This window comes from Acidovorax sp. GW460-11-11-14-LB4 (assembly GCF_059423685.1).
This window is the reverse complement of sequence record NZ_JBWKYJ010000002.1, coordinates 129,463-148,883: the sequence shown is the minus strand read 5'-3', so window position 1 is coordinate 148,883 and position 19,421 is coordinate 129,463. Positions and strand designations below refer to the sequence as shown.

Annotated in this window: 25 protein-coding genes and 2 tRNA genes; 22 read left to right on the top strand and 5 right to left on the bottom strand. The window is 63.1% G+C overall.

Annotated features, from left to right (window positions below; all coding sequences use genetic code 11):
• The first annotated feature begins 58 nt into the window (after positions 1-58).
• The 7 genes from AC07X4_RS02295 (at position 59) to AC07X4_RS02265 (ending at position 6,386) form a co-directional block, all read left to right on the top strand.
• Positions 59-1,267 carry a phage tail sheath protein gene (locus tag AC07X4_RS02295; RefSeq protein ID WP_494739087.1) on the top strand — a complete coding sequence of 403 codons (1,209 nt, stop codon included), beginning with the start codon at positions 59-61 and terminating at the stop codon, positions 1,265-1,267.
• A gap of 26 nt (positions 1,268-1,293) precedes the next feature.
• Complete coding sequence (locus AC07X4_RS02290) at positions 1,294-1,803, top strand: phage major tail tube protein (protein WP_044402167.1); 510 nt, start codon at positions 1,294-1,296, stop codon at positions 1,801-1,803.
• A 92-nt stretch (positions 1,804-1,895) separates the two neighbouring features.
• Positions 1,896-2,255 carry a phage tail assembly protein gene (locus AC07X4_RS02285; protein ID WP_494739086.1) on the top strand — a complete coding sequence of 120 codons (360 nt, stop codon included), beginning with the start codon at positions 1,896-1,898 and terminating at the stop codon, positions 2,253-2,255.
• Between the two features lie 8 nt (positions 2,256-2,263).
• Positions 2,264-2,392, top strand: a complete 129-nt coding sequence (locus AC07X4_RS02280) for a GpE family phage tail protein (protein ID WP_494739085.1) — start codon at positions 2,264-2,266, stop codon at positions 2,390-2,392.
• A 5-nt stretch (positions 2,393-2,397) separates the two neighbouring features.
• Positions 2,398-4,872, top strand: coding sequence for a phage tail tape measure protein (locus AC07X4_RS02275; RefSeq protein ID WP_494739084.1), 2,475 nt, complete (start codon positions 2,398-2,400; stop codon positions 4,870-4,872).
• A 6-nt stretch (positions 4,873-4,878) separates the two neighbouring features.
• Positions 4,879-5,346: a phage tail protein gene (locus AC07X4_RS02270; protein ID WP_494739083.1), complete on the top strand. Its 468-nt coding sequence runs from the start codon at positions 4,879-4,881 to the stop codon at positions 5,344-5,346.
• A complete protein-coding gene (locus AC07X4_RS02265; protein WP_494739082.1) occupies positions 5,343-6,386 on the top strand; it encodes a phage late control D family protein in 1,044 nt (347 codons plus the stop codon). The genes AC07X4_RS02270 and AC07X4_RS02265 overlap by 4 nt, the downstream gene beginning before the upstream one ends.
• Here AC07X4_RS02265 and AC07X4_RS02260 read toward each other — a convergent pair.
• The gene (locus AC07X4_RS02260) at positions 6,383-6,730 is read right to left on the bottom strand and encodes a helix-turn-helix domain-containing protein (RefSeq protein ID WP_494739081.1); all 348 of its coding nucleotides are present in this window, start codon (positions 6,728-6,730) and stop codon (positions 6,383-6,385) included. The two genes, AC07X4_RS02265 and AC07X4_RS02260, sit on opposite strands and share 4 nt — an antisense overlap.
• Positions 6,731-7,036: 306 nt before the next feature.
• Between AC07X4_RS02260 and AC07X4_RS02255 the strand changes: the two genes are divergently transcribed.
• The 10 genes from AC07X4_RS02255 to AC07X4_RS02210 all read left to right on the top strand — a co-directional run bounded on the left by AC07X4_RS02255 (position 7,037) and on the right by AC07X4_RS02210 (position 14,442).
• The gene (locus tag AC07X4_RS02255; RefSeq protein ID WP_494739080.1) at positions 7,037-7,462 is read left to right on the top strand and encodes an Ogr/Delta-like zinc finger protein; all 426 of its coding nucleotides are present in this window, start codon (positions 7,037-7,039) and stop codon (positions 7,460-7,462) included.
• Between the two features lie 41 nt (positions 7,463-7,503).
• On the top strand, positions 7,504-7,980 hold the full coding sequence (locus AC07X4_RS02250) for a DUF7673 family protein (protein ID WP_494739079.1): 477 nt from the start codon (positions 7,504-7,506) through the stop codon (positions 7,978-7,980).
• Positions 7,977-8,132, top strand: a complete 156-nt coding sequence (locus AC07X4_RS02245) for a hypothetical protein (protein WP_494739078.1) — start codon at positions 7,977-7,979, stop codon at positions 8,130-8,132. Before AC07X4_RS02250 ends, AC07X4_RS02245 begins: the two co-directional genes overlap by 4 nt.
• Positions 8,132-10,942 (top strand): toprim domain-containing protein, encoded by a 2,811-nt coding sequence (locus AC07X4_RS02240; protein ID WP_494739077.1) that lies wholly within the window; start codon positions 8,132-8,134, stop codon positions 10,940-10,942. The genes AC07X4_RS02245 and AC07X4_RS02240 overlap by 1 nt, the downstream gene beginning before the upstream one ends.
• A gap of 18 nt (positions 10,943-10,960) precedes the next feature.
• Positions 10,961-11,197 (top strand): hypothetical protein, encoded by a 237-nt coding sequence (locus AC07X4_RS02235; protein WP_494739076.1) that lies wholly within the window; start codon positions 10,961-10,963, stop codon positions 11,195-11,197.
• A complete protein-coding gene (locus tag AC07X4_RS02230; protein WP_494739075.1) occupies positions 11,194-11,409 on the top strand; it encodes a hypothetical protein in 216 nt (71 codons plus the stop codon). Before AC07X4_RS02235 ends, AC07X4_RS02230 begins: the two co-directional genes overlap by 4 nt.
• A complete protein-coding gene (locus tag AC07X4_RS02225) occupies positions 11,406-11,681 on the top strand; it encodes a hypothetical protein (protein ID WP_494739074.1) in 276 nt (91 codons plus the stop codon). The genes AC07X4_RS02230 and AC07X4_RS02225 overlap by 4 nt, the downstream gene beginning before the upstream one ends.
• Before the next feature lie 57 nt (positions 11,682-11,738).
• On the top strand, positions 11,739-12,023 hold the full coding sequence (locus AC07X4_RS02220; protein ID WP_494739073.1) for a hypothetical protein: 285 nt from the start codon (positions 11,739-11,741) through the stop codon (positions 12,021-12,023).
• Positions 12,023-12,583 (top strand): hypothetical protein, encoded by a 561-nt coding sequence (locus AC07X4_RS02215; RefSeq protein ID WP_494739072.1) that lies wholly within the window; start codon positions 12,023-12,025, stop codon positions 12,581-12,583. The genes AC07X4_RS02220 and AC07X4_RS02215 overlap by 1 nt, the downstream gene beginning before the upstream one ends.
• Before the next feature lie 101 nt (positions 12,584-12,684).
• Positions 12,685-14,442 carry a DNA cytosine methyltransferase gene (locus AC07X4_RS02210; protein ID WP_494739113.1) on the top strand — a complete coding sequence of 586 codons (1,758 nt, stop codon included), beginning with the start codon at positions 12,685-12,687 and terminating at the stop codon, positions 14,440-14,442.
• On the opposite strand, the gene AC07X4_RS02205 is transcribed toward AC07X4_RS02210, so the two are convergent.
• Positions 14,423-14,608 (bottom strand): hypothetical protein, encoded by a 186-nt coding sequence (locus AC07X4_RS02205; protein WP_494739071.1) that lies wholly within the window; start codon positions 14,606-14,608, stop codon positions 14,423-14,425. The genes AC07X4_RS02210 and AC07X4_RS02205 overlap by 20 nt on opposite strands.
• A gap of 88 nt (positions 14,609-14,696) precedes the next feature.
• On the opposite strand from AC07X4_RS02205, the gene AC07X4_RS02200 reads away from it, so the two are divergent.
• The 4 genes from AC07X4_RS02200 (at position 14,697) to AC07X4_RS02185 (ending at position 16,966) form a co-directional block, all read left to right on the top strand.
• Complete coding sequence (locus tag AC07X4_RS02200) at positions 14,697-14,975, top strand: hypothetical protein (protein WP_494739070.1); 279 nt, start codon at positions 14,697-14,699, stop codon at positions 14,973-14,975.
• Entirely contained in the window at positions 14,972-15,235 is a 264-nt protein-coding gene (locus AC07X4_RS02195; RefSeq protein WP_494739069.1) for a nicotinamide mononucleotide transporter, read from the top strand. Before AC07X4_RS02200 ends, AC07X4_RS02195 begins: the two co-directional genes overlap by 4 nt.
• Entirely contained in the window at positions 15,232-15,630 is a 399-nt protein-coding gene (locus AC07X4_RS02190; protein ID WP_494739068.1) for an ASCH domain-containing protein, read from the top strand. Before AC07X4_RS02195 ends, AC07X4_RS02190 begins: the two co-directional genes overlap by 4 nt.
• Before the next feature lie 208 nt (positions 15,631-15,838).
• Positions 15,839-16,966, top strand: coding sequence for a tyrosine-type recombinase/integrase (locus AC07X4_RS02185; protein ID WP_494739067.1), 1,128 nt, complete (start codon positions 15,839-15,841; stop codon positions 16,964-16,966).
• A 114-nt stretch (positions 16,967-17,080) separates the two neighbouring features.
• On the opposite strand, the gene AC07X4_RS02180 is transcribed toward AC07X4_RS02185, so the two are convergent.
• From AC07X4_RS02180 to hrcA, 3 genes are all read right to left on the bottom strand, one after another.
• A tRNA-Arg gene (locus AC07X4_RS02180) sits at positions 17,081-17,157 on the bottom strand.
• Between the two features lie 205 nt (positions 17,158-17,362).
• Positions 17,363-17,439, bottom strand: a tRNA-Ile gene (locus AC07X4_RS02175).
• Positions 17,440-17,490: 51 nt separating this feature from the next.
• The gene (gene hrcA, locus AC07X4_RS02170; RefSeq protein WP_494739066.1) at positions 17,491-18,495 is read right to left on the bottom strand and encodes a heat-inducible transcriptional repressor HrcA; all 1,005 of its coding nucleotides are present in this window, start codon (positions 18,493-18,495) and stop codon (positions 17,491-17,493) included.
• Between the two features lie 28 nt (positions 18,496-18,523).
• On the opposite strand from hrcA, the gene AC07X4_RS02165 reads away from it, so the two are divergent.
• Positions 18,524-19,420 (top strand): NAD kinase, encoded by an 897-nt coding sequence (locus AC07X4_RS02165; protein WP_056060503.1) that lies wholly within the window; start codon positions 18,524-18,526, stop codon positions 19,418-19,420.
• Position 19,421: the final 1 nt, after the last annotated feature.

Below are 19,421 nucleotides of genomic sequence, written 5' to 3'. Positions count from 1 at the left end.
GCGCGCGAGTGGGTGACCATCAGCAGATCGCCCATCAGCCCACACAGAAAGCTCCATCATGTCCCTCGCTGGCTACCACCACGGCGTGCGCGTTTCGGAAGTAAACACCGGAACGACCACCCTGCGCATTGTCTCGACGGCCGTTATCGGCCTCATTGCCACAGGCCCAACGGCCGACGCTGCCGCGTTCCCATTGAACACCCCTGTGCTGTTCACCAACATCGCCAAGGCGCTGGACAAAGCGGGCGTGGACGGCACCCTGCCCGTAGCCCTGCGGGCCATCGCAGAGCAGGCCCGGCCCGTGGTGGTTGTGGTACGGGTAGGGGTGGGCGTTGCCAGCGGCGAAGGTGAAGACGCTGTGACGGCCGAAGCCGCGCAAACCAGCCTAGTGATCGGCACCAACACCGGCGGCAACCGCACGGGCATTCAGGCCCTTTTGACCGCCCAGCAGAAACTGGGCGTGAAGCCCCGCATTCTGGGTGCGCCTGGCCTGGACACCAAGCCGGTAGCCGACGCCCTCACCAGTGCAGCCGAGCAGCTGCGCGCTATGGCCTACGTGTCGGCACACGGCGCGGAGGATGTGAGCCAGGCCCTGGCCTATGCAGAAGGGTTTGGCAAGCGCGAAACCATGGTGATCTGGCCGGACTTCAAGGCCTGGGACACCGAGGCAAACGCAGCAGTGCCAGTGCCTGCCGTGGCCTACGCGATGGGCCTGCGCGCCAAGATCGACCGGGAACAAGGCTGGCACAAGAGCCTGTCGAACGTGCCCCTGAACGGCCCGGTGGGTATCACCAAAGACGTGTACTTTGACCTGCAGAACCCTGCAAGCGACACCACGCTGCTGAACGAAGGCAACGTGACCACGCTTATCAACTACCAGGGCTACCGCCTGTGGGGGAGCCGCACCTGTTCCACCGAAGAACTGTTCCGGTTCGAGACTGCCACCCGCACCGCGCACGTATTGGCCGATACGGTGGCAGAAGGGCATTTCGAGTTCATCGACAAGCCACTGCACCCCAGCTTGGTGAAAGACATCATCGAGGGCATCAACGCGCGGTTCCGTTCGCTCAAGGCACAGGGCTACATCCTCGACGGCAAGGCCTGGTTTGACACCGAGGTGAACACCACCGAGACCCTCAAGAGCGGCAAGCTGGTGATTGACTACGACTACACACCCGTGCCGCCCCTTGAAGACCTGGGCTTTCAGCAGCGCATCACGGACAAGTATTACGCCGACTTCGCGCTGCGCGTGGCAACCGGCCAATAACCACCCAACTTTAGGAGCACACCGCCATGGGACTGCCACGCAAACTTACCCACTTCGCCACCTTTGTGGATGGCACCAACTACATGGGCGAAATGCCCGAAGTGACCCTGCCCACCCTCACCCGCAAGATGGAGGAATACCGGGGCGGCGGCATGAACGGCCCCATCGATCTGGACATGGGCCAGGAAAAGATGGAGGCCGAGCTGAAAGGCGCAGGCTGGATCAAGGGCCTGATGAGCAAGTGGGGCGCAGGCAAGCACGACGCGCTGATGCTGCGGTTTGCTGGCGCAGTGCAGACCGAAGAGGACGAAGCGCCCACCGTCGTGGAAGTCGTCATGCGCGGGCGCCTGTCCGAAATGGATCCCGGCAGCGCCAAGGCTGGCGAGCTGATCGAGCAGACCTACAAGTACGCGCTGACCTACTACAAGCTGACAGTGGACGGGGAGCAGATTCTGGAAATCGATCTGGTGAACCTGGTCGAAATCGTTCACGGCGAAGACCGCCTGAGCGCCGTTCGCGCGGCGCTGGGCGTGTAAAGGCACAGTTTTCAGGGGGGCCTTTGTGAGAAGGCCATTTGCCGCTGCCCTGTAGCCAACGCGGGGCAGCGGCCTTTTTTTGATTGCATGAAATGACCACCAACACCGACACCACCGCACCTGCAGCACCGGCAAACACCGCCGCCACTGTCACGCTGGAATTCCCCATCACCCGGGGCGCCAGCACCATCACCCAGCTGCACCTGCGCAAGCCCAAGGCGGGCGCACTGCGCGGCATCAACCTGGCCGAGCTGCTGCAGCTGCGCGCCGAAGCCGTGATGCTGCTGCTGCCTCGCATCACAGAACCGCCGCTGCTCAAGCACGAGGTGGAGGCCATGGAACCTGTGGATCTGATCGCCTGCGCAACGGAGGTGGTTGATTTTTTGGTACCGCAGGCGACTCTGGCGAAGGCTCACGCCGCCCAGAAGGAAGCGGCATTCCTCAACGAGTAGAGGAAGCCATGGCCGATATTGCGGCCGTGTTCCATTGGCGCCCGGCTGACATGGATCCCATGGAGCTGGGCGAGCTGATGCACTGGCAGGCACTGGCTATCGACCGATTCCAGCAGATGAACACCACCAAAAGCTGAGCACCATGGACAAACTCAAATTGCAGGTGCTGCTGGACATGGCAGACCGCGTTTCAGCCCCCCTCAAGCGGATTGGATCCGGCGCCCGTACCCTGGGCCGCGATCTGGACGAGGCACAGAAGGCCCTGCGGGGCCTGGAGCGCCAGCAGGCTGCCGTCGCAAGATATCGGGGCATGCAAGAGGGCTTGCGCGAAACAAAGGCCCGGCTGGAAGCTGCGCGCACTGCCCAGCAGGCGCTGGTGGCAGAACTCAAGAAAGGCGGCGACGCGGCCAAGGCCGTGGGCGCCCAGTACCGAGCATCGAACGACGCGGTGAACAAGCTCACCCAGGCCTATGCCCGCCAGCTCGATCAGACCCGGCGCATGCGCCAGGGCTTGGCAGGCATGGGCATTACCAACGCGGCAGCGGACGAAAAGCGCCTGGCCGACGCGGTGGACCGCACGACAAAGGCCATAGAGCGCAAGCGAGCGGCCCAGGCACGCCTGGAGCGGCTGGAGGCGTCCACCAAGAAGGGCGCGGCCATTGGCGCCGGGATGGCCGCAGCGGGCGGGGCAAGCATCTATGCAGGCCGCCGCACCATGGAGGCGGGGGCAGCGCCCGCACGGTCTTTCATGGCGCACGAAGACGCCATGCTGGGCGTTGCGCGCCAGGTGCCAGGGGCGCGCGATGAGATGGGCAAGCTGACGGCTGTGTATTCCGCCATCGAAGAACAGGTGCGCGCGCTGTCGCACAAGATCCCGCTGGCAACAACGGCAATTGCATCGATGTTCACGGCCGCCGCCCGCATGGAAGTGCCGACCGACAAGCTGAGCGAGTTCGTGCTGATGGCCTCAGAGATGGCAACCGCCTTCGACGCGGTGCCGGATGAGATCACAGAGTCCATGGGCAAGGTTGCCAAGAACTTCAAGATCGAGCTGACGAACATTCGCGGCCTCGCCGACACGATCAACTATCTGGATGACAACGCCATCAGCAAGGGCGCGGACATCATCGATTACCTGAACCGTACCAGCGGTGTTCTGTCCACGGTTGCCATGAGCGCCCAGAACGCCGCCGCCCTGGGCTCCACCCTGCTGACACTGGGCGAACGGGCCGAAACAGCCAGCACGGCCACCAACGCGATCATGTCCAAGTTCGCGGCCGCCACCAAAGGAACCAAAAAGTTCCAGTCGGCTATGGGCGAGCTTGGGCTGAGCAGCGAGGCTATCGAGCGCTCTATGACCAAGGACGCCGCCGCCACGCTGATGCAGGTGATGGAAGCCATCGCCAAGGCGCCCGAGGCAAAGCGCATGGGCATCATGGTGGAGCTGGTGGGCATGGAGCACGCCGACACCCTTGCAAAGTTGGTGGACAAGCCGGACGAGCTGCGCCGCCAGATGGCCCTGGCAGGCAGCAAAGAAGCTGCCGGATCCATGGCCCGCGAGGCATCAGCGCGCAACGCCACCATGAGCGCGCAACTGACCATGTTCAACAACCGCATGTTCAACCTGAGCGCGATTGTGGGCAGCAACCTGAAAAGCGCCTTCGCGGATCTGCTCACGGTGGTGAACCCGGCTCTGGAACGCCTCACCGCCTGGGTGCAGGCGAACCCGGGCCTGGTGGGTGGGGTTTTGAAAGCCACCATCGTGCTGGGCGCCCTGATGGCCGCAATGGGCGCCATCCTTGTTCCCCTGGGCCTGCTCTGGGCAAAGGCTGCACTGTTGCGTTTTGTGCTGGTTAAGTTGGGCATGAGCCTGAGCGTGCTTGGACCGGTGACCCGGTTTGCTGGTGCTGTCCTGGGACAGCTGGCGCGGCTGGGGCCAGTGCTCGCTGCTGCATGGCGCATGGCGCTGCCGGTGATCTTCATGGTGGGCCGGGGCCTCATGGTGCTGGGCCGCTTTCTGCTGGCTACCCCTTTGGGCCTTGCGCTGTCGCTGCTCGCCACGGCCGCATACATGGTCTACAGCCGGTGGGCCGACATGAAAGGCGGCGCTATCGCGCTGTGGACAGATCTGGTAGCCCTGAAAGATCGGTTCTTTGCAGCTGGCGCGGATCTGATCGGAGGCCTGGCAAACGGCGTTACGTCACGACTGGCCGCGCTGCGCGACACGGTGGTGGGCGTAGCCAGCAGCGTGGCTGCGTGGTTCAAGGAAACGCTGGGCATCAACAGCCCGAGCCGGGTTTTCATTGAGTACGGCGGGTGGATCTCCGAGGGGGCCGCCATCGGCATGCAAAAGGGCCAGCACCTGGCCGCAGCTGCGGCCGTGGGCCTGGCAGCCACCACAGCGGCCCCCATGGCACTGGCTGGGGGGTCAGCCTTGGCAAGGCCTTCAGGTGCCGCCATGGCCGCGCCAGCGGCTGGCAGCACCTACCAGATCACCATCAACGCCGCCCAGGGTATGGACGGGCAGGCCATAGCCCAAGCTGTACGCGCGGAAATCGAGCGCATGGAGGCGGCAAAGCGCCGCAGGGTGAACAGCCAGATGAGCGACATGGAGTAAGCGCACATGAGCACCATGATGGCCCTGGGCCAGTTTGTTTTCGGCATGGATACGCTGGCCTATCAGGAGCTGCAGCGCAGCACGGAGTGGCGACACCCGACAAACAGCCGGGTGGGGGCGCGGCCCGCACGCCAGTTCATTGGAGTGGGTGAAGACACCATCACCCTCACCGGCTTGCAGGTGCCTGAGTTTCGCGGGAACCGGCGCAGCCTGGACGATGTGCGCGCCATGGCCGATGCAGGCAAGGCTTACGCACTGGTGGGCGGCACGGGGGTGGTGTTCGGGGCCTGGGTGATCCAACGCGTTCAAGAAACGGGGAGTGTGTTCATTGCCGAGGGCATCGCCCGGCGGACTGACTTCACGCTGGAGCTGGCCCGGGTGGATGACTACCTGGCCGACCCAGCGGGCGGGGCAGGATCCGGCGGCAACCCCGATGCCGACGACGACGACTTTTGGCAATGGTGGATGCTGTGACAGCTGCTGCACAAAAACCGGACTACCACCTGGTGGTGAACGGCCAGGACATTACCCCCCGGCTTTCGAGCCGCCTCATAGATCTACGCCTGCGGGAGAGCCGGGGCGACGAAGCCGACCAGCTGGAGATCACGCTGGACGATTCAGACGGGCGCATGGCGATCCCGAAAAAGGGGGCCACCATTGCCCTGCGCCTGGGATGGGAGGCAACCGGCCTTGTGGACAAGGGCACGTTCATCGTGGACGAAACCGAGCATCAGGGCACGCCCGATCAGATCCACATCACGGCACGCAGCGCGGACATGGCGAAGACCCTGCGCACCCGCGCGAGCGGCAGCTGGCACGACACCACTGTAGGCCAGGTGGTGCGGGACATTGCCGCGCGCAACAACCTGCCCGCGCGCATTGACCCGCAACTGGCAAGCCGCAAGGTGCAGCACATCGACCAGACCAACGAAAGCGATCTGCACTTCTGCACCCGGCTGGCCCGCCAGCATGACGCCGTGTGTACCGTTAAAAAGGGCACGCTGGTGTTCCTGCGGACAAACTCACGGACCAACGCCAGCGGCCAGGCCTTGGAGGCTTTGACCATCACCCGGGCAAGCGGCGATCAGCACAACTACCACACGGCCGAACGCACCACCTACACGGGCGTGCGGGCGTACTGGCATGACGCGGGCCGGGCCAGGCGCCGGGGAGTGCTGGCCGGTACCGACGAGGATGTGAAGGTGCTCAAGGACACCTATGCGAGCGAAGAAGACGCGCTGGCCGCAGCGCGCGCGGAAATGCAGCGCGTGGACCGTGGAGCGGCAACGCTGCGCCTTACGCTCGCGCTGGGCCGCCCCGCGTTGATGCCGCAGTCACCGGTATCAGTGGAGGGCTTCAAGCCCGAGATCGACGGCAGCGACTGGCTGGTGAAGACCGTGGAGCACGCCCTGGGGGATGGCGGCTTCACCACATCGCTGGAGCTGGAATTGCAGGGCAGTGGCGACGCCACGGCCGGGGCCGATCAGGACTCGGGCGGCGACGACACGAACTAGGCTTTCTCGCCAGCGGCCTGCACAGCGGGCAGCAGCTGCACCGTGGTTTCCACCAGGTGTTTCGCAGGCTCACCCAGTTGGGCCCATCGCTTGACCAGCTCCGATGTGCGCTGATCCAGTTCATCACGTTTCATCGATGCGGACGCGGTGCGCTCGCCCGTCAACACGTAGCCGATATCCACGCCCACTTTCTCCAACTTGTAGAGATAGTCCACGCTGGGCGAGGCAACGTCTTTTTCGTAGTTGATTTGTGTGAACTTGACCACGCCGCCGTGGGCAGCAAATAGCGATTGTGTAAGGCCCAGCCGCCCGCGCTCTTCCTTCAAGCGTGCGCCAAAGGTCATAATTAACTCACTCCAGGGTGTTGACAGGTCATTTTTTATTGACTAGGATTGAGTCACTTCTAATCAATCCGAGTCAATCATAGATGACCAAGCCAGCCAGAGGCGAGGACGCCGACAAGATTTGCCATGGAAAGCCAATTAGTTTGCGCCTTCCCGAAAAATATGAAGCTCTGACGCGCGAAAAAGCGAAGGCCGAGGGCCGACCGCTTACGAATTTCGCTCGCTGGGGGTTCATCCAGTGGCTGGAAAGCACCTACGGAGAAACTGCAGCGCCTCGCCGTGGTCGCTGATGGTGGAACCCTGACCATGTTCCCCCAGCCCAGCACCATGACAGCGCGCAGCAGGTGTGCCACCACCACCGCAGGGGCTTCGCGCGCCATGTCATTTACGGCCAACCATCCACAACGCAAAGTGCGCCGCGAGTCGCGGCGGATCAACTGCCCGCACTGCAAGTGGCCTGCCACGGTGCGCACATCCGAAACGGTGTCTGAGCTGACGCGCCAGACCACGTACAGCTGCAGCAACTGGGAATGCGGGCACAACTTCAAGACGCTGGAAGAAATCGTGTGTTCTCTCACGCCATCCAGCACGCCCAACCCATCGATTCACCTGCCCCTGTCGTCGCATGTGCGGCGCGGCCTGCTGCAACGCCAGCTTGAGCAGGAACGCATCGTCACCCACACGCCCGAGAACAGCGCGCCCAGCACGCTGGATCTGTTCGAGGACGGGTGATGAACGCCCTTAGCGGCTAGCCCGCCCCCTTCCCCTTTTCCATGCCTGCCGATGCCCGTTTTTTTGGGCATCGCGGGGATTCGTTCGCCTTGATTTTCCTTACTCACCGAAAGGACCGAGCCATGACAGAGACAACCACCGCACCTGCACAACGCGAACTGGGCGATCCATTTGAAGCGCTATCCCACTTCTTCATGCTTGCCACGGAGCATGACCACAGCGGTGCCGGTGCAGCTGCCCGGCTGCTGCTGGGCCTCTACAACGGCAAGCGCTTTCCGTTCGATCTGCAGGATCTGCGCCGCTTCGATGACAAGAACCTGCGCCGCGCTTTTGCGCTGTTGAAGCTTGATTCACGACCAGAGCGCGAGGTGCATGAATGGCTCAATCGGCTGTATGGCCGCACGGACTTTGGTGCGCGCTTTGAGCACTTGGCCCACCGGTGGCGCCTGAAAGGCAAGTGCAAAAAAGAGTGGCTTGCTGACGTTGAGCCACTGCGGTTTGGAGCCGACTCGCAATGAGCTGCTACCGCGTCACACACGTGGACATGCAACACCGCCGCCGCCGCGTGGCCGTGCGCAATGTCGCCAATCGGCTGGCCGCCATCGCTTGGGTGGAGCAGCTGTACGGCCTGGGCTGGTACGTCGCCGCAATTCGCACGGGGGCGCGCTGATGCACAACGATGATTTGCTGCCCGAGATCAGCCAGCGCCTGCAGGATGACTACCAGTTCAAGCCGACCCAGGACGGCAAGCACCTGCGCAAGGGCACGTGCCCAGGCTGCGGCAAGCGCTCGCTGTGGACCTATGCAGCCAGCCCCTGGGTGGTGCGGTGTGAGCGGCTGAACAACTGCGGTTATGAGGCCCACGCGAAAGAACTGTACGCCGACCTGTTCGAGAGCTGGAGCGAACGGACCCGCGTGATCGAGGAAGCGAAGCCGCCAGAGCAGCGCAACCCGAACGCCGCAGCAGACGCCTATCTGACCCAGCATCGCGGGTTCGATCTGGCGCGGATCCGTGGCCTGTACGCACAGGAACACTACTTCGACCAACGGGCAGACCGGGGGCGCGGTGCAGGCACCGCCACGGTGCGATTTGCAGTGGCAGATACGTGGTGGGAACGCCTGATCGACAAGCCCGCCCGGTTCGGCAAGAAGAAGGCCAACTTCAAGTTGGGCGGAACCTACGCCGGGCACTGGTGGGCAATGCCTGATCTGAGCTTTGCAGCGCCACGGCCCGACCAGCCAGACGCCCCGACGCCCCCCACAGAGCTGTGGCTGGTGGAGGGGATTTTTGACGCCATTGCGCTGGCCCACCATGGCCTGGCCGCCGTGGCCTTGATGAGCTGCAACAACTACCCGGCGGCAGCGCTGCAGGCCATCCGCGAGCAGATCCAGCGCGAGGGCAAACAGGTGAAAGAGCCTGTGCTGGTGTTCGCGCTCGACGGCGACAAGGCCGGGCGCGAATACACGCTGCGGCATGTGAAAAAGGCCAGGGATGACGGCTGGGTGGTCAGAGCCGCGCAGATCGTGCAGCCACGCGGCCAGAAGCTGGACTGGAACGACCTGCACCAGCGCGGCAAGCTGGAAGAAAAGGACCGCGAGGAATACCTGTATCAGGGCGCATTGCTGCTGGCCGATTCGGCCCAGGACAAGGCCCTGCTGATCTACAACAGGACCAACCGCACCGAGTTCGAGCTGGAGTTTTCAAACCGGCTGTATTGGTTCAAGCTGGATCTGGCCGCGTACAGCAAGGCCAAAGATCAGATCGAAAAGGGCATCAGCGACGGCCCCACCCCGTACATGACCGAAGCGGAGATTCGGGACAAGGCGTTAGAGGCGTCAACGGTGCTGCAGCCCATCGCCAATTGCGTGCCCAAGGCGCTCTACTACCAGCGCAACGAGATCACGCAGGAGGCCTGGTATTACTTTTCGATCAGCAATCCACACGATGGCCCCGCCATCAAAGGCACGTTCACAGCGGGCCAACTGACCACCGCCAGCGAGTTCAAAAAGCAGCTGCTGCACCTGGCCCCCGGCGCGATCTACAGCGGAAGCAGCGGGCAGCTGGAGCGCATGCTGCTGCGCCAGCTCGACAACATCAAGGTGGTGCAGACGGTCGATTACATCGGCTACAGCGCGACACACAAGACCTATTTGCTGGGCAACTACGCGGTGCACGGCGGCCAGGTGCTGGAGGCCAATTCCGAAGACTATTTCGAGATCGGCAAGCTGTCGATCAAGAGCCTGCAGAAGTCCATCGCCCTGCAGATCAGCACCGACCGGGAGACGCAAGACAAAACCTGGCCCGTGCACCTGTGGAACGCCTTTGGCCCCCAGGGCTATGTGGCCCTGGCGTACTGGATCGGCAGCCTGTTTGCCGAGCAGATCCGCGCCGAGCAAATGAGCTTCCCCTTTCTGGAGATCGTGGGCGAGCCGGGCAGCGGCAAGACGACGCTGATTCAATTCCTGTGGAAGCTGTTCGGCCGGGACTATGAGGGCTTCGACCCCAGCAAGTCCACGGCAGCGGGCCGCATGCGCACGTTCACCCAGGTGTCGAACCTGCCCATCGTGCTGATCGAGTCCGACCGGGAGACAAAGACCGGCGGCAGTTCTCACGTGAAGAGCTTCGACTGGGACGAGCTGAAAGACGCCTACAACGGCCGCAACGTGCGCACCACGGGCGTGCGCACCGGGGGCAATGAGACATACGACCCGCCGTTTCGGGCGTCCATCGTCATCAGCCAGAACAACCAGGTGCAGGCCAGCCAGGCCATCATGGAACGGATCTGCCACATGACCTTCACCACGAAGGGCCACACACCGCAGACGTTCGACAGCGCCAAAAAGCTGGAGGGCTACGAGATCCCCAACCTGTCGGGGTTTCTGCTGGCCTGCCTGCGCCTGGAAGACAAGGTGCTGGAGACGCTGAACAAGGAAACCGACAAGGCCACCGCCTGGCTGCTGCAACAGGACGGCGTGCACAAGCCGCGTATTGCCAAGAACCACGCGCAGCTGCTGGTGATGGTGAATGCCATGCGCGAGCTGATGCGCATGGACGAGCCGCAATACCTGGCCGTGCGTGCCCAGATCGTCGCCATGGCGCGTGAACGGCAGGCCTCGATCAGCGCAGACCACCCGCTGGTGCAGGAGTTCTGGGAGTCGTTCGACTACCTCAACTGGCTGCCAGCAGCCGGTGCGATGGGCCCCAAGGAAGGCCCACACCTGAACCACAGCCGCGACCCGGCCCTGATCGCCGTGAACTTGAACGAGTTCGTGGAGCGGGCCGCAATGCACCGCCAACAGGTGCCCGTGCTGAGCGAGCTGAAAAAGGTTTTGCGCACCAGCAAGACCCGCCGCTTTGTGGACGTGAAGACCGTCAACAGCGCCATCCGCATCAAGAAAGACGACACCGAAGGCGGCCTGGACGTAGGCCGGACCGTGCACTGCTGGGTGTTCGAGGCCCCCCAGCGCAACCACCGCTAACCCACCGGAGGAAAAGCCATGCCAGTGACCCGCGTTGAACCCTCAACCAAGCTATTCGACCCCGCGCGCACGTTCCGCTACACGAACGCCGCCAACACCGACATTTCCAAGCGCTTCAAGGCCATGCAGGCCAAGGCAAAGGCAGACGCCAAGGCCCGCGAGCTGGCTGCCGTTGACAGCCGCCAGCAGTGCCTGGACATCGAGGCCCCCACGGTGCTGCAGCTGCCCCAACGCGGCAGAAGGGGCGCCGCATGAACCTGCAGGCCCTTGCCCAACTGGTGCCGCCCCTGCATGGCTGCACGCTGTGCGCGCACAGCATGGAGCGGAATGGCGTGCGCCACTGCTACGCCCCCGCCGTGCGCGAGGTGTTCGGCGTGCAGCCGGTGAACGTGATCCGCGCCAGCTCCGAGGCCTGCGGCCCCGGTGCGAGCCACATGCACATGCACACCTGGGGGGCCATCGCATGAGCGCCCCGACCGCTGCAGAGCTGCGCGCCGCATGGGAATCCATGCGCATCCGCTACGCCTTCCGCCATTGGCCCAGCGACTACGACGCCGTGATGGCCGACCCCGTGGCCTGCCGCCTTGTGCGTCTTGAAGCCACCGGCCGACGCAGGCGACGCCCTGGTGCGGATCCGCCCCTGAACACCGGCCGGGCCAGCTGCTGGCCGCCAACCCGGGCCGCGCCCCCTGGCGTGGATTTCAAGAGCCGAGCCGCAGGAGAACACGGCGACGAATGACAGCCATATCAACCGCAAACCATTAACCATCAAGCGCAAACAGCTATCAATTTTGATATGAACAACACACAACACCCCCTGAACGCAGCACCCAAGCTGCTGAACGCTTTCCAATCCGTTCGCCCACGAGGCGAGAACAAGCCCAGCGCATCAGCAGCGCCTGCGAACGTGGGCCGCGCGCCCATGAAGCTGCCCGGCTCCATGCCGCGTGTGCTGGACCGCAACGGCAAGGTGAATGCCTCGCTGGCGCCGCGTGCCTATGGCTCGATCACCATCGAAGGCAGCGCGGCCGGTGCCGCCAGTGCGGCGAAGCGTGCTGCCATCGTGAAAGGTGGCCTGTGATGAACGCAACCCCTCTGGCTGGCATGTTTTTCAACGGCGCACAGATCCGCGTTCCCAAGCCCGGCGCCTGTGCTGAAAGCCCGGATGTGCCGGGATCCTGGCCCGTCGCCACGCTGCACACTGATGCGCTGCACGATGCGCGCCAGTTCGCGGTGACAGGGCGGGCCATGGCCGCTTCCAGCGAACTGCTCGCGGCTCTTTGGAACCTGCGCCGCTGCATGCTCGCGCAGGATCTTGCAAGCCAAGATGCGAGGCCATCCGAAGCCGACTATTTGGCGTGCATGGCCGCCGCGAAAACCGTGCTTGACAAGGTGCTGGGCGAAGGCAGCAGCGAGGTCGTGGCAAACCCAGCGCAGGAGCTTTGGGCAGTAATGGCCCCCTGCGGCCAGGGTGTCCTATTCGACAACAAGAGGGACGCGCGCTGGACCCTTACCGGCAAGGGAACAGGGGCCGATGGCTTCGGCCATCCCACTATCGGGGAAGCATTCCGGGAGTGCTATGCACCAGCTCTAACCCTGCATCGGGTAGTGCTGATGGCACAGGAAGGCGGTGCAGCGTGAAGCCGCAGGAAGTGACCCATTTCCACCTGTTCGGCGGCTCTGGCAGCGGCGCAGCTGGCTTCAAGGATGCAGACCCGACCATCGGCACCATCAAGGGCAAGATGGTGCTGCTGGGCGGCATTGACGTGGACGCCCGAGCCTGCAGGGACTTCTACACCCTCAACGGGGTGACGCAGGCCTGCGTGGATCTGTTCAGCCTGGAACAGTACCTGGCCTGGCATGGTCACATGCCGCCCGAGGGCTGGCGCGAGGCGACGGCCGACACTGTACGCGCTGCCGCGCAGTGGCAGTTCCCGGACATCGTGTTCCTGTCGGCCCCGTGCAAAGGCTTTTCGGGCCTGCTGCCTGCCCTGCATGCCTCGACCCTGAAATATCAGGCGCTCAACGAACTGACGCTGCGCGGTGTGTGGCTGATGCTGGAAGCCTTTGGCGACGACTTGCCCGGGCTGATCGTGTTCGAGAACGTGCCGCGCATTGCAACCCGTGGGCGGCACCTGCTCGATCAGATCGTGAGCATGCTGCAGCACTACGGCTACGCCACGGCCGAGACGACGCACGACTGCGGCGAGCTGGGCGACGGATTGGGGCAGAGCCGCCGCCGCTTCCTGCTGGTGGCCCGGCTGGTGCGCAAGGTGCCGCCCTTCCTGTACGAGCCGCCAAAGCGCGGGCTGCGCAGCGTGGGCGACGTGCTGCAGCATGTGCCGCTGCCGGGCGACGCGGTGGGCGGCCCCATGCACCGGATCCCGGCCCTGCAGTGGAAAACCTGGGTGCGGCTGGCCTTTGTAGAGGCGGGCAGCGACTGGCGCAGCCTCAACAAGCTGGCAGTGGAAAACGGGCACCTGCGGGACTTCCTGATCGTGCCCGACATGCACAGCGGCATGCTGGGCGTGCAGGACTGGGGGAAACACTGCGGCACCATCACCGGCAAGGGGCGCCCGAGCAATGGCAATTTCGCCATCGCGGATCCGCGCTTTGCACCGTCTGCGGCCTGGAAGGATGGGCAGGCGCTGGGCGTGCGCCAGTGGGGGCAGCACACGGGCGCCGTGCCAGGTCAAACGGGGCCGCTGCAGGGTGCCTACAGCGTGGCAGATCCACGCCATGGTGGCCCGGCCAAGCACTCCAACGAATTCCGCATCGTGTCCTGGGAGGGCGCTGCGCGCGCGGTGACAAGCGCGCACGGCACCGGCCAGGCCGTGGCGGATCCACGGGGTGGGGAGGATCCGGCGGGCCTGCACGGCAAATACCACGTAACACCCTGGAGCGAGCACACCCGGGCCGTGATCGCTGGCAACGCCAACGGCGCGGCGGTGGTGGCGGATCCGCGCCCCAACATGCAGCGGGGCAAGGGCGATGCGTACCTGACCGGCGGGCACTACGGCGTTGTGAGCTACGACGACCCGGCCGGGGCCGTGAGCGCATCGGCATGCCATGACAACGGCCCGTGGAGCGTGGCGGATCCGCGCGCCGCTTCCGGTTTTGCCCCCGGAAATGAGGCGCTGCCCGGCCCGAACGACAAGCTGGTGTGCCGCATAGAGGCGCGGGACGGCACTTGGCACCGCCCCTTCACCACCCTGGAACTGGCGTGCCTGCAGAGCTTCATCGACCCGGAAGAGTATTTCGCCCCCACCGGCCCAGCCAGCCGGGGCGAACGCTTTGTGCTGGACGGTGAAAGCGATCAGCGCTGGCGCGAAGCGATCGGCAACGCGGTGCCGCGCAAGTCGGCAAAGGCGATCGGCACGGTGATGGGCCAGAGCATCCTGCTGGCACGCAACGGCGAAACGTTCGTGCTGGGCAGCACGCCCATCTGGGTGCGGCCGATGGTGGCCGCGCTGGCTGTCTCTACCGGGGCCGGTTCGTGATGCGCTCTATTGCCCTCGCCACCCCATCGTCAAAGGAGAGCAGGCCGAGCTGGTGCTCTGCCTGCCACTTCATGGCGGTTTCCCGCAGTGCTGCGATGGACGCCGGGCCCAAAGCCTGCGCCTGCTTTTCTGCATTCAGGACCGTTTCCAAGTTCAGTGTTTCCATTTTTCAACCTCATGCCGGGCAACAGCGCCCGCTGCGAATTCTTGCGTCACGACTACCCCGCATAGAACTGGCCTTCAAGGAATTTTTCATGCCAACCATTCAGACTCAAGCCGAAGCCAACGCCTTCTGGGCGGACAAGGACTACAAAAAGTACGTGGTGGAGTTCAAGGCGGGCTCGCTACGAAAGCCCAAGCGGTGGCAGGTGAACGTGGGTGCCGCGAACACGACCGGTGCGCGGCGCGCTGGCCTGGCAGCCGCAGATCTGCTGGGGTACATCTGGTGCCGCAGCGCCATGTCCACGGTGCGGCTGGCGACAGCGCAGGATCTGGGATGTGTGGCAACGGCGGAGAAAGGCGGTGCGAAGTGAACGGCCTGCCTTACATCGAGATCTCTGCCGCCCTGATGGGCGTGATCGGCACCCTGCTGCTGGCCGGGCGCTCGCGCCTGGCCGGGTGGGGGTTCGTGGCCTACCTCGCCAGCAACGCGGGGTGGCTGGTGTTCAGCTGGGATCAGTCGCTGTGGGCACTGTTCGCGCAGCAGCTGGTCTTCACCGTGTGCAGCCTCTACGGCGTGTGGACTTGGCTGGTTCGGCCCGCCCTGGGTGGGCCAGAAGGGGGTGCCCAATGATCCCCGCGCTGAGCATCCGCCAGCCTTGGGCCTGGCTGATCGTCAACGGTCACAAAGACATCGAGAACCGCGACTGGCCGACCGTGTTCCGGGGCCGCATGCTGATCCATGCGGGCCTCACCATGTCCCGCAGCTACTACGACGAAACGGTGGCCTACCTCTACGACGAGGGCATTCTGGCCCGCGATATCGAAATCCCCCCCTTTGAGAAGCTGGAGCGCGGCGGCCTTGTCGGCTGGGCGGATGTGGTCGATTGCGTGACCGATCACAACTCGCGGTGGAAACAGGAGGGTTCCTACGGGTTCGTCCTGCGCAACGGCCGCACCTTGCCTTTCGTTCCGTTCAAGGGGCGCCTGGGCTTCTTCAACGTGCCAAAGGAGGCGATAGCCGAATGATGCAGCCGCGCTTCATCCGCGCCGGCCAGGCGCCGGCCTATCTGGGCATGGACCGCAACAGGTTCACGGACGAGGTGCGGCCTTCCCTGACAGTGATCCCGATTGGCAAGCGTGGGAAAGCCTTCGACCGGCTGGAGCTGGACGAGTGGGCGAACCGGTATAAAGAGTCTCGTGGGCGCCCTGGTCGCACCGAGAAAGGAGCGATTTCATGCGAACTAGGACAAAAGGAATCCAGCTGGCCAGCGATGGCAGCCGGAGCGTCGATAAGCAATACAAGGGCTCGCGGATCTTCGAGCGGCTCGGGAAGGTCTCCCAAGATGAGGCAGAAAGCTGGCTCAGGCAGCGCCAGGCCGAGCTTGATGCCGAACGGGAAAACCAACTTCGAAGCGGCGATCAACAGCTGTTTGCAGCTGCTGCGCAAAAGTACCTGATCGAGAGCGAGCGCAAGAAATTGCGCTCGCTGGAGACGGTCGCCTATCACGTGGCCCTGCTGCTGCCCTATATCGGCAGCATGGCACTGGTGGACATTTGCAATGACTCCCTGCAGCCCTTCATTGATGAACGACTGGACGAAGACGAGGTGAAGCCTTCCACGGTGAACCGGACGCTGGAGGTGGCGCGCACGATCATGAATCGAGCTGCTCGCCTGTGGCGAACCAACGGCAAGCCGTGGCTGGCGACCGCGCCGCTGATCGAGATGCTGGACGAGAAGGCCACCAGGCGCCAGCCCTACCCCATCACCTGGCAGCAGCAGGCAAACCTTTTGCCGCGGCTGCCGGTGCACCTGCAGCGAATGGTTCTGTTCGCCCTGAGCACGGGGGCACGCGATGCCAACGTGTGCAGGCTGCGGTGGGAGTGGGAACGGCCGGTGCCCGAGCTGGGACGCAGTGTGTTTGTGATTCCGCCTGCAGAGTTCAAGACCAACCGCACTCACGTGCTGATCTTGAACGATGTGGCCTGGAGCATCGTGGAGGCCTGCAGGGGCCTGCACCCGGACTTTGTGTTCACCTACCGGCGGGAGAGGGTCAAGAACCACCACCTGGCCCCGGCGATGGACTACAAGCCCGTCGCAACGATGAACAACACTGCGTTTCAGAACGCCAGGGCGGCCGCAGGGCTGGAGCGCATGCGCGTTCACGATCTGCGGCACACCTTCGGCCAGCGCTTGAGGGATGCAGGCGTGCCGGAAGAGGATCGGGCGTTGCTACTGGGCCACGCCATCGAGGGAATGCCGCAACACTACGCCACGGCCACGATTGCCAGGCTGGTGGAGATGGCGAACAAGGTGAAAGAGACCTTCGACAGAACCACCCTGCTGCGGGTGGTCAACGGCTAGAAAGGCTGCGTGGCTTGGGAAAGTCACGCAGAAACTCACGCAGCGCGTGAGCCAGGCACCCGAGGCCTGAAAAGGAAAAAGCCCTGATACCTTTCGATATCAGGGCTTACCTGTTGGTGCGGCTGGCAGGAATCGAACCCACGACCCCTTGGTTCGTAGCCAAGTACTCTATCCAGCTGAGCTACAGCCGCTAAGCTTCGAATTATAGCATGATTTCTTGGCAACCCTTGAAATTTGCTTTCTTTCTGATTGCTTTCCTGGATCAGGCCATACAAACAGACAGTCAATTCAACGCAAGCCGAGATTGTAATGCACGATGAAGGCTCCAAAAACAAACTGAGCGATTTGGATCACAAAACACATCGTTTGCCGATACATGCACCCTGCGAGCTAGGGTGGTAGGGCGTGTTGGACTTGAACCAACGACCAAAGGATTATGAGTCCTCTGCTCTAACCAACTGAGCTAACGCCCCCAAGCCATGCTCCAGCGCTATACAACGGGGCAAGCGCCGTATTGTAGGGGCTTACTTGCGGTGGCTGAGCGCGTTGGACACCAGCTTGGAGGTGATGTCCACAATCTGGATCATGCGGTCGTATGGCATGCGCGTAGGACCAATCACGCCCAAAGTCCCCACCACCTTGCCATCAACCTCATAGGGGGAGCTGACGATCGAAAGCTCTTCAAAGGGCACAACCTTGCTCTCGCCACCGATGTAGATGCGCACCCCCTCCGCTTGGCTGGAGATGTCCAGAAGGCGAAGGATTTGTGTCTTCTGCTCAAACAAGTCAAATGCCCTACGCAGGTTGCCCATGTCGCTGGAGAAATCACTGACGGACAGCAGGTTGCGCTCTCCAGAAATCACCACCTCGTCCTGCGCCTCGGACAGTGCCTCTGAGCCTACGTTGACTGCCGCCTGCATAAGCGATGCAATCTCTCCGCGCAATACATCGACCTCGGACTTCAAACGTTCTCGCACCTGCTCCATTGCGAGTCCGGCGTAGTGGGCATTCAGGAAGTTGGAGGCCTCTACCAGTTGCGACTGGGAGTGATCCACCTCGGTGAAGATCACGCGATTCTGTACGTCACCTTCCGGCGACACGATGATCACGAGGAAGCGCTTTTCGGAGAGTCGAAGAAACTCTATGTGGCGAAATACCGAGGTACGCCGAGGTGCCATCACCACTCCAACGAACTGGGAGAGGTTGGACAACAGCTGTGCGGCGTTGGCGATGACTTTTTGCGGCTGTTCAGGTGCCAGCTGGGGCGGCATGACAGACTCCCGCTGCACCGTGAGCATCGTGTCCACAAACAAACGGTATCCACGCGCTGTAGGAATACGGCCAGCGGAGGTATGGGGACTCGCAATCAGCCCTAGCTCTTCCAGGTCCGCCATCACGTTTCGTATCGTGGCAGGCGACAAATCCAACCCGGACGCGCGGGAAAGGGTACGCGACCCTACGGGCTGCCCATCAGCGATGTAACGCTCGACCAGGGCTTTGAGCAACAACTTGGCACGGTCATCGAGCATGGAATGATTTTAATGATGTAATTTCGCGATGACGTCCAATTTCCGCCATGTCGCACTTATAGGCAAGTACCAGACTTCAGCTGCAGGCGCCCCCGGTGATGGCTCTCGCCGGGCTTTGGAGGATATTGCGCATTTCTTGGAGCGCCAGGGATGTGAGGTGGTGCTGGAAGCGGAGACCGCCAGCAATACCGGATTGACACACTACCCTTCCTTGAATGTAGACCAGATCGGTGCACGGTGCGATTTGGGGCTGGTGGTGGGGGGGGATGGGACGATGCTCGGCATTGGCCGACGCTTGGCGCGTTTTGGAACGCCGCTGATCGGCATCAATCAGGGCCGGCTCGGATTCATCACTGACATTCCCTTCGACACCTATCAGACCACATTGCCACCGATGCTGCGAGGTGCATACGAAGAAGACCAGCGGCCTTTAATGCACGCAACAGTCGTTCGCGATGAACGTGTGGTGTTCGAAGCCTTGGCCATGAACGATGTGGTGGTCAACCGTGGCGCGACATCGGGCATGGTGGAATTGCGTGTCGAAGTTGGTGGGCAGTTTGTGGCCAATCAAAGGGCCGACGGCCTCATCATTGCTTCCCCCACCGGATCGACCGCATATTCGTTGTCTGCGGGCGGGCCCATGCTTCACCCATCCATCCCGGGCTGGGTGCTGGTTCCTATAGCGCCACATACGCTGTCCAACCGCCCCATCGTGCTCTCCGATGCGACTGAGGTGGCTGTCGAAGTAGTGAGCGGGCGCGATGTCAGCGCGAACTTCGACATGCAGTCCCTTGCGTCCTTGCTGCATGGCGACCGCATCCTCGTCAAACGCTCTGAGCATCGCGTGCGATTTCTACACCCTCAAGGCTGGAACTACTTCGCGACTTTGCGCAAGAAGCTGCGCTGGAACGAAGGGGGCTCATGAC

Coding starts and splice junctions, on each gene's coding strand:
- AC07X4_RS02215 (WP_494739072.1), top strand. CDS start 12,023: ATGAACGCAACCCCTCTGGCTGGCATGTTTTTCAACGGCGCACAGATC.
- AC07X4_RS02210 (WP_494739113.1), top strand. CDS start 12,685: ATGGTGCTGCTGGGCGGCATTGACGTGGACGCCCGAGCCTGCAGGGAC.
- AC07X4_RS02290 (WP_044402167.1), top strand. CDS start 1,294: ATGGGACTGCCACGCAAACTTACCCACTTCGCCACCTTTGTGGATGGC.
- AC07X4_RS02295 (WP_494739087.1), top strand. CDS start 59: ATGTCCCTCGCTGGCTACCACCACGGCGTGCGCGTTTCGGAAGTAAAC.
- AC07X4_RS02220 (WP_494739073.1), top strand. CDS start 11,739: ATGAACAACACACAACACCCCCTGAACGCAGCACCCAAGCTGCTGAAC.
- AC07X4_RS02255 (WP_494739080.1), top strand. CDS start 7,037: ATGTTCCCCCAGCCCAGCACCATGACAGCGCGCAGCAGGTGTGCCACC.
- AC07X4_RS02280 (WP_494739085.1), top strand. CDS start 2,264: ATGGCCGATATTGCGGCCGTGTTCCATTGGCGCCCGGCTGACATGGAT.
- AC07X4_RS02185 (WP_494739067.1), top strand. CDS start 15,839: ATGCGAACTAGGACAAAAGGAATCCAGCTGGCCAGCGATGGCAGCCGG.
- AC07X4_RS02235 (WP_494739076.1), top strand. CDS start 10,961: ATGCCAGTGACCCGCGTTGAACCCTCAACCAAGCTATTCGACCCCGCG.
- AC07X4_RS02200 (WP_494739070.1), top strand. CDS start 14,697: ATGCCAACCATTCAGACTCAAGCCGAAGCCAACGCCTTCTGGGCGGAC.
- AC07X4_RS02275 (WP_494739084.1), top strand. CDS start 2,398: ATGGACAAACTCAAATTGCAGGTGCTGCTGGACATGGCAGACCGCGTT.
- AC07X4_RS02285 (WP_494739086.1), top strand. CDS start 1,896: ATGACCACCAACACCGACACCACCGCACCTGCAGCACCGGCAAACACC.
- AC07X4_RS02230 (WP_494739075.1), top strand. CDS start 11,194: ATGAACCTGCAGGCCCTTGCCCAACTGGTGCCGCCCCTGCATGGCTGC.
- AC07X4_RS02270 (WP_494739083.1), top strand. CDS start 4,879: ATGAGCACCATGATGGCCCTGGGCCAGTTTGTTTTCGGCATGGATACG.
- AC07X4_RS02190 (WP_494739068.1), top strand. CDS start 15,232: ATGATCCCCGCGCTGAGCATCCGCCAGCCTTGGGCCTGGCTGATCGTC.
- AC07X4_RS02225 (WP_494739074.1), top strand. CDS start 11,406: ATGAGCGCCCCGACCGCTGCAGAGCTGCGCGCCGCATGGGAATCCATG.
- AC07X4_RS02260 (WP_494739081.1), bottom strand. CDS start 6,730: ATGACCTTTGGCGCACGCTTGAAGGAAGAGCGCGGGCGGCTGGGCCTT.
- AC07X4_RS02245 (WP_494739078.1), top strand. CDS start 7,977: ATGAGCTGCTACCGCGTCACACACGTGGACATGCAACACCGCCGCCGC.
- AC07X4_RS02205 (WP_494739071.1), bottom strand. CDS start 14,608: ATGGAAACACTGAACTTGGAAACGGTCCTGAATGCAGAAAAGCAGGCG.
- AC07X4_RS02250 (WP_494739079.1), top strand. CDS start 7,504: ATGCCTGCCGATGCCCGTTTTTTTGGGCATCGCGGGGATTCGTTCGCC.
- hrcA (WP_494739066.1), bottom strand. CDS start 18,495: ATGCTCGATGACCGTGCCAAGTTGTTGCTCAAAGCCCTGGTCGAGCGT.
- AC07X4_RS02240 (WP_494739077.1), top strand. CDS start 8,132: ATGCACAACGATGATTTGCTGCCCGAGATCAGCCAGCGCCTGCAGGAT.
- AC07X4_RS02165 (WP_056060503.1), top strand. CDS start 18,524: ATGACGTCCAATTTCCGCCATGTCGCACTTATAGGCAAGTACCAGACT.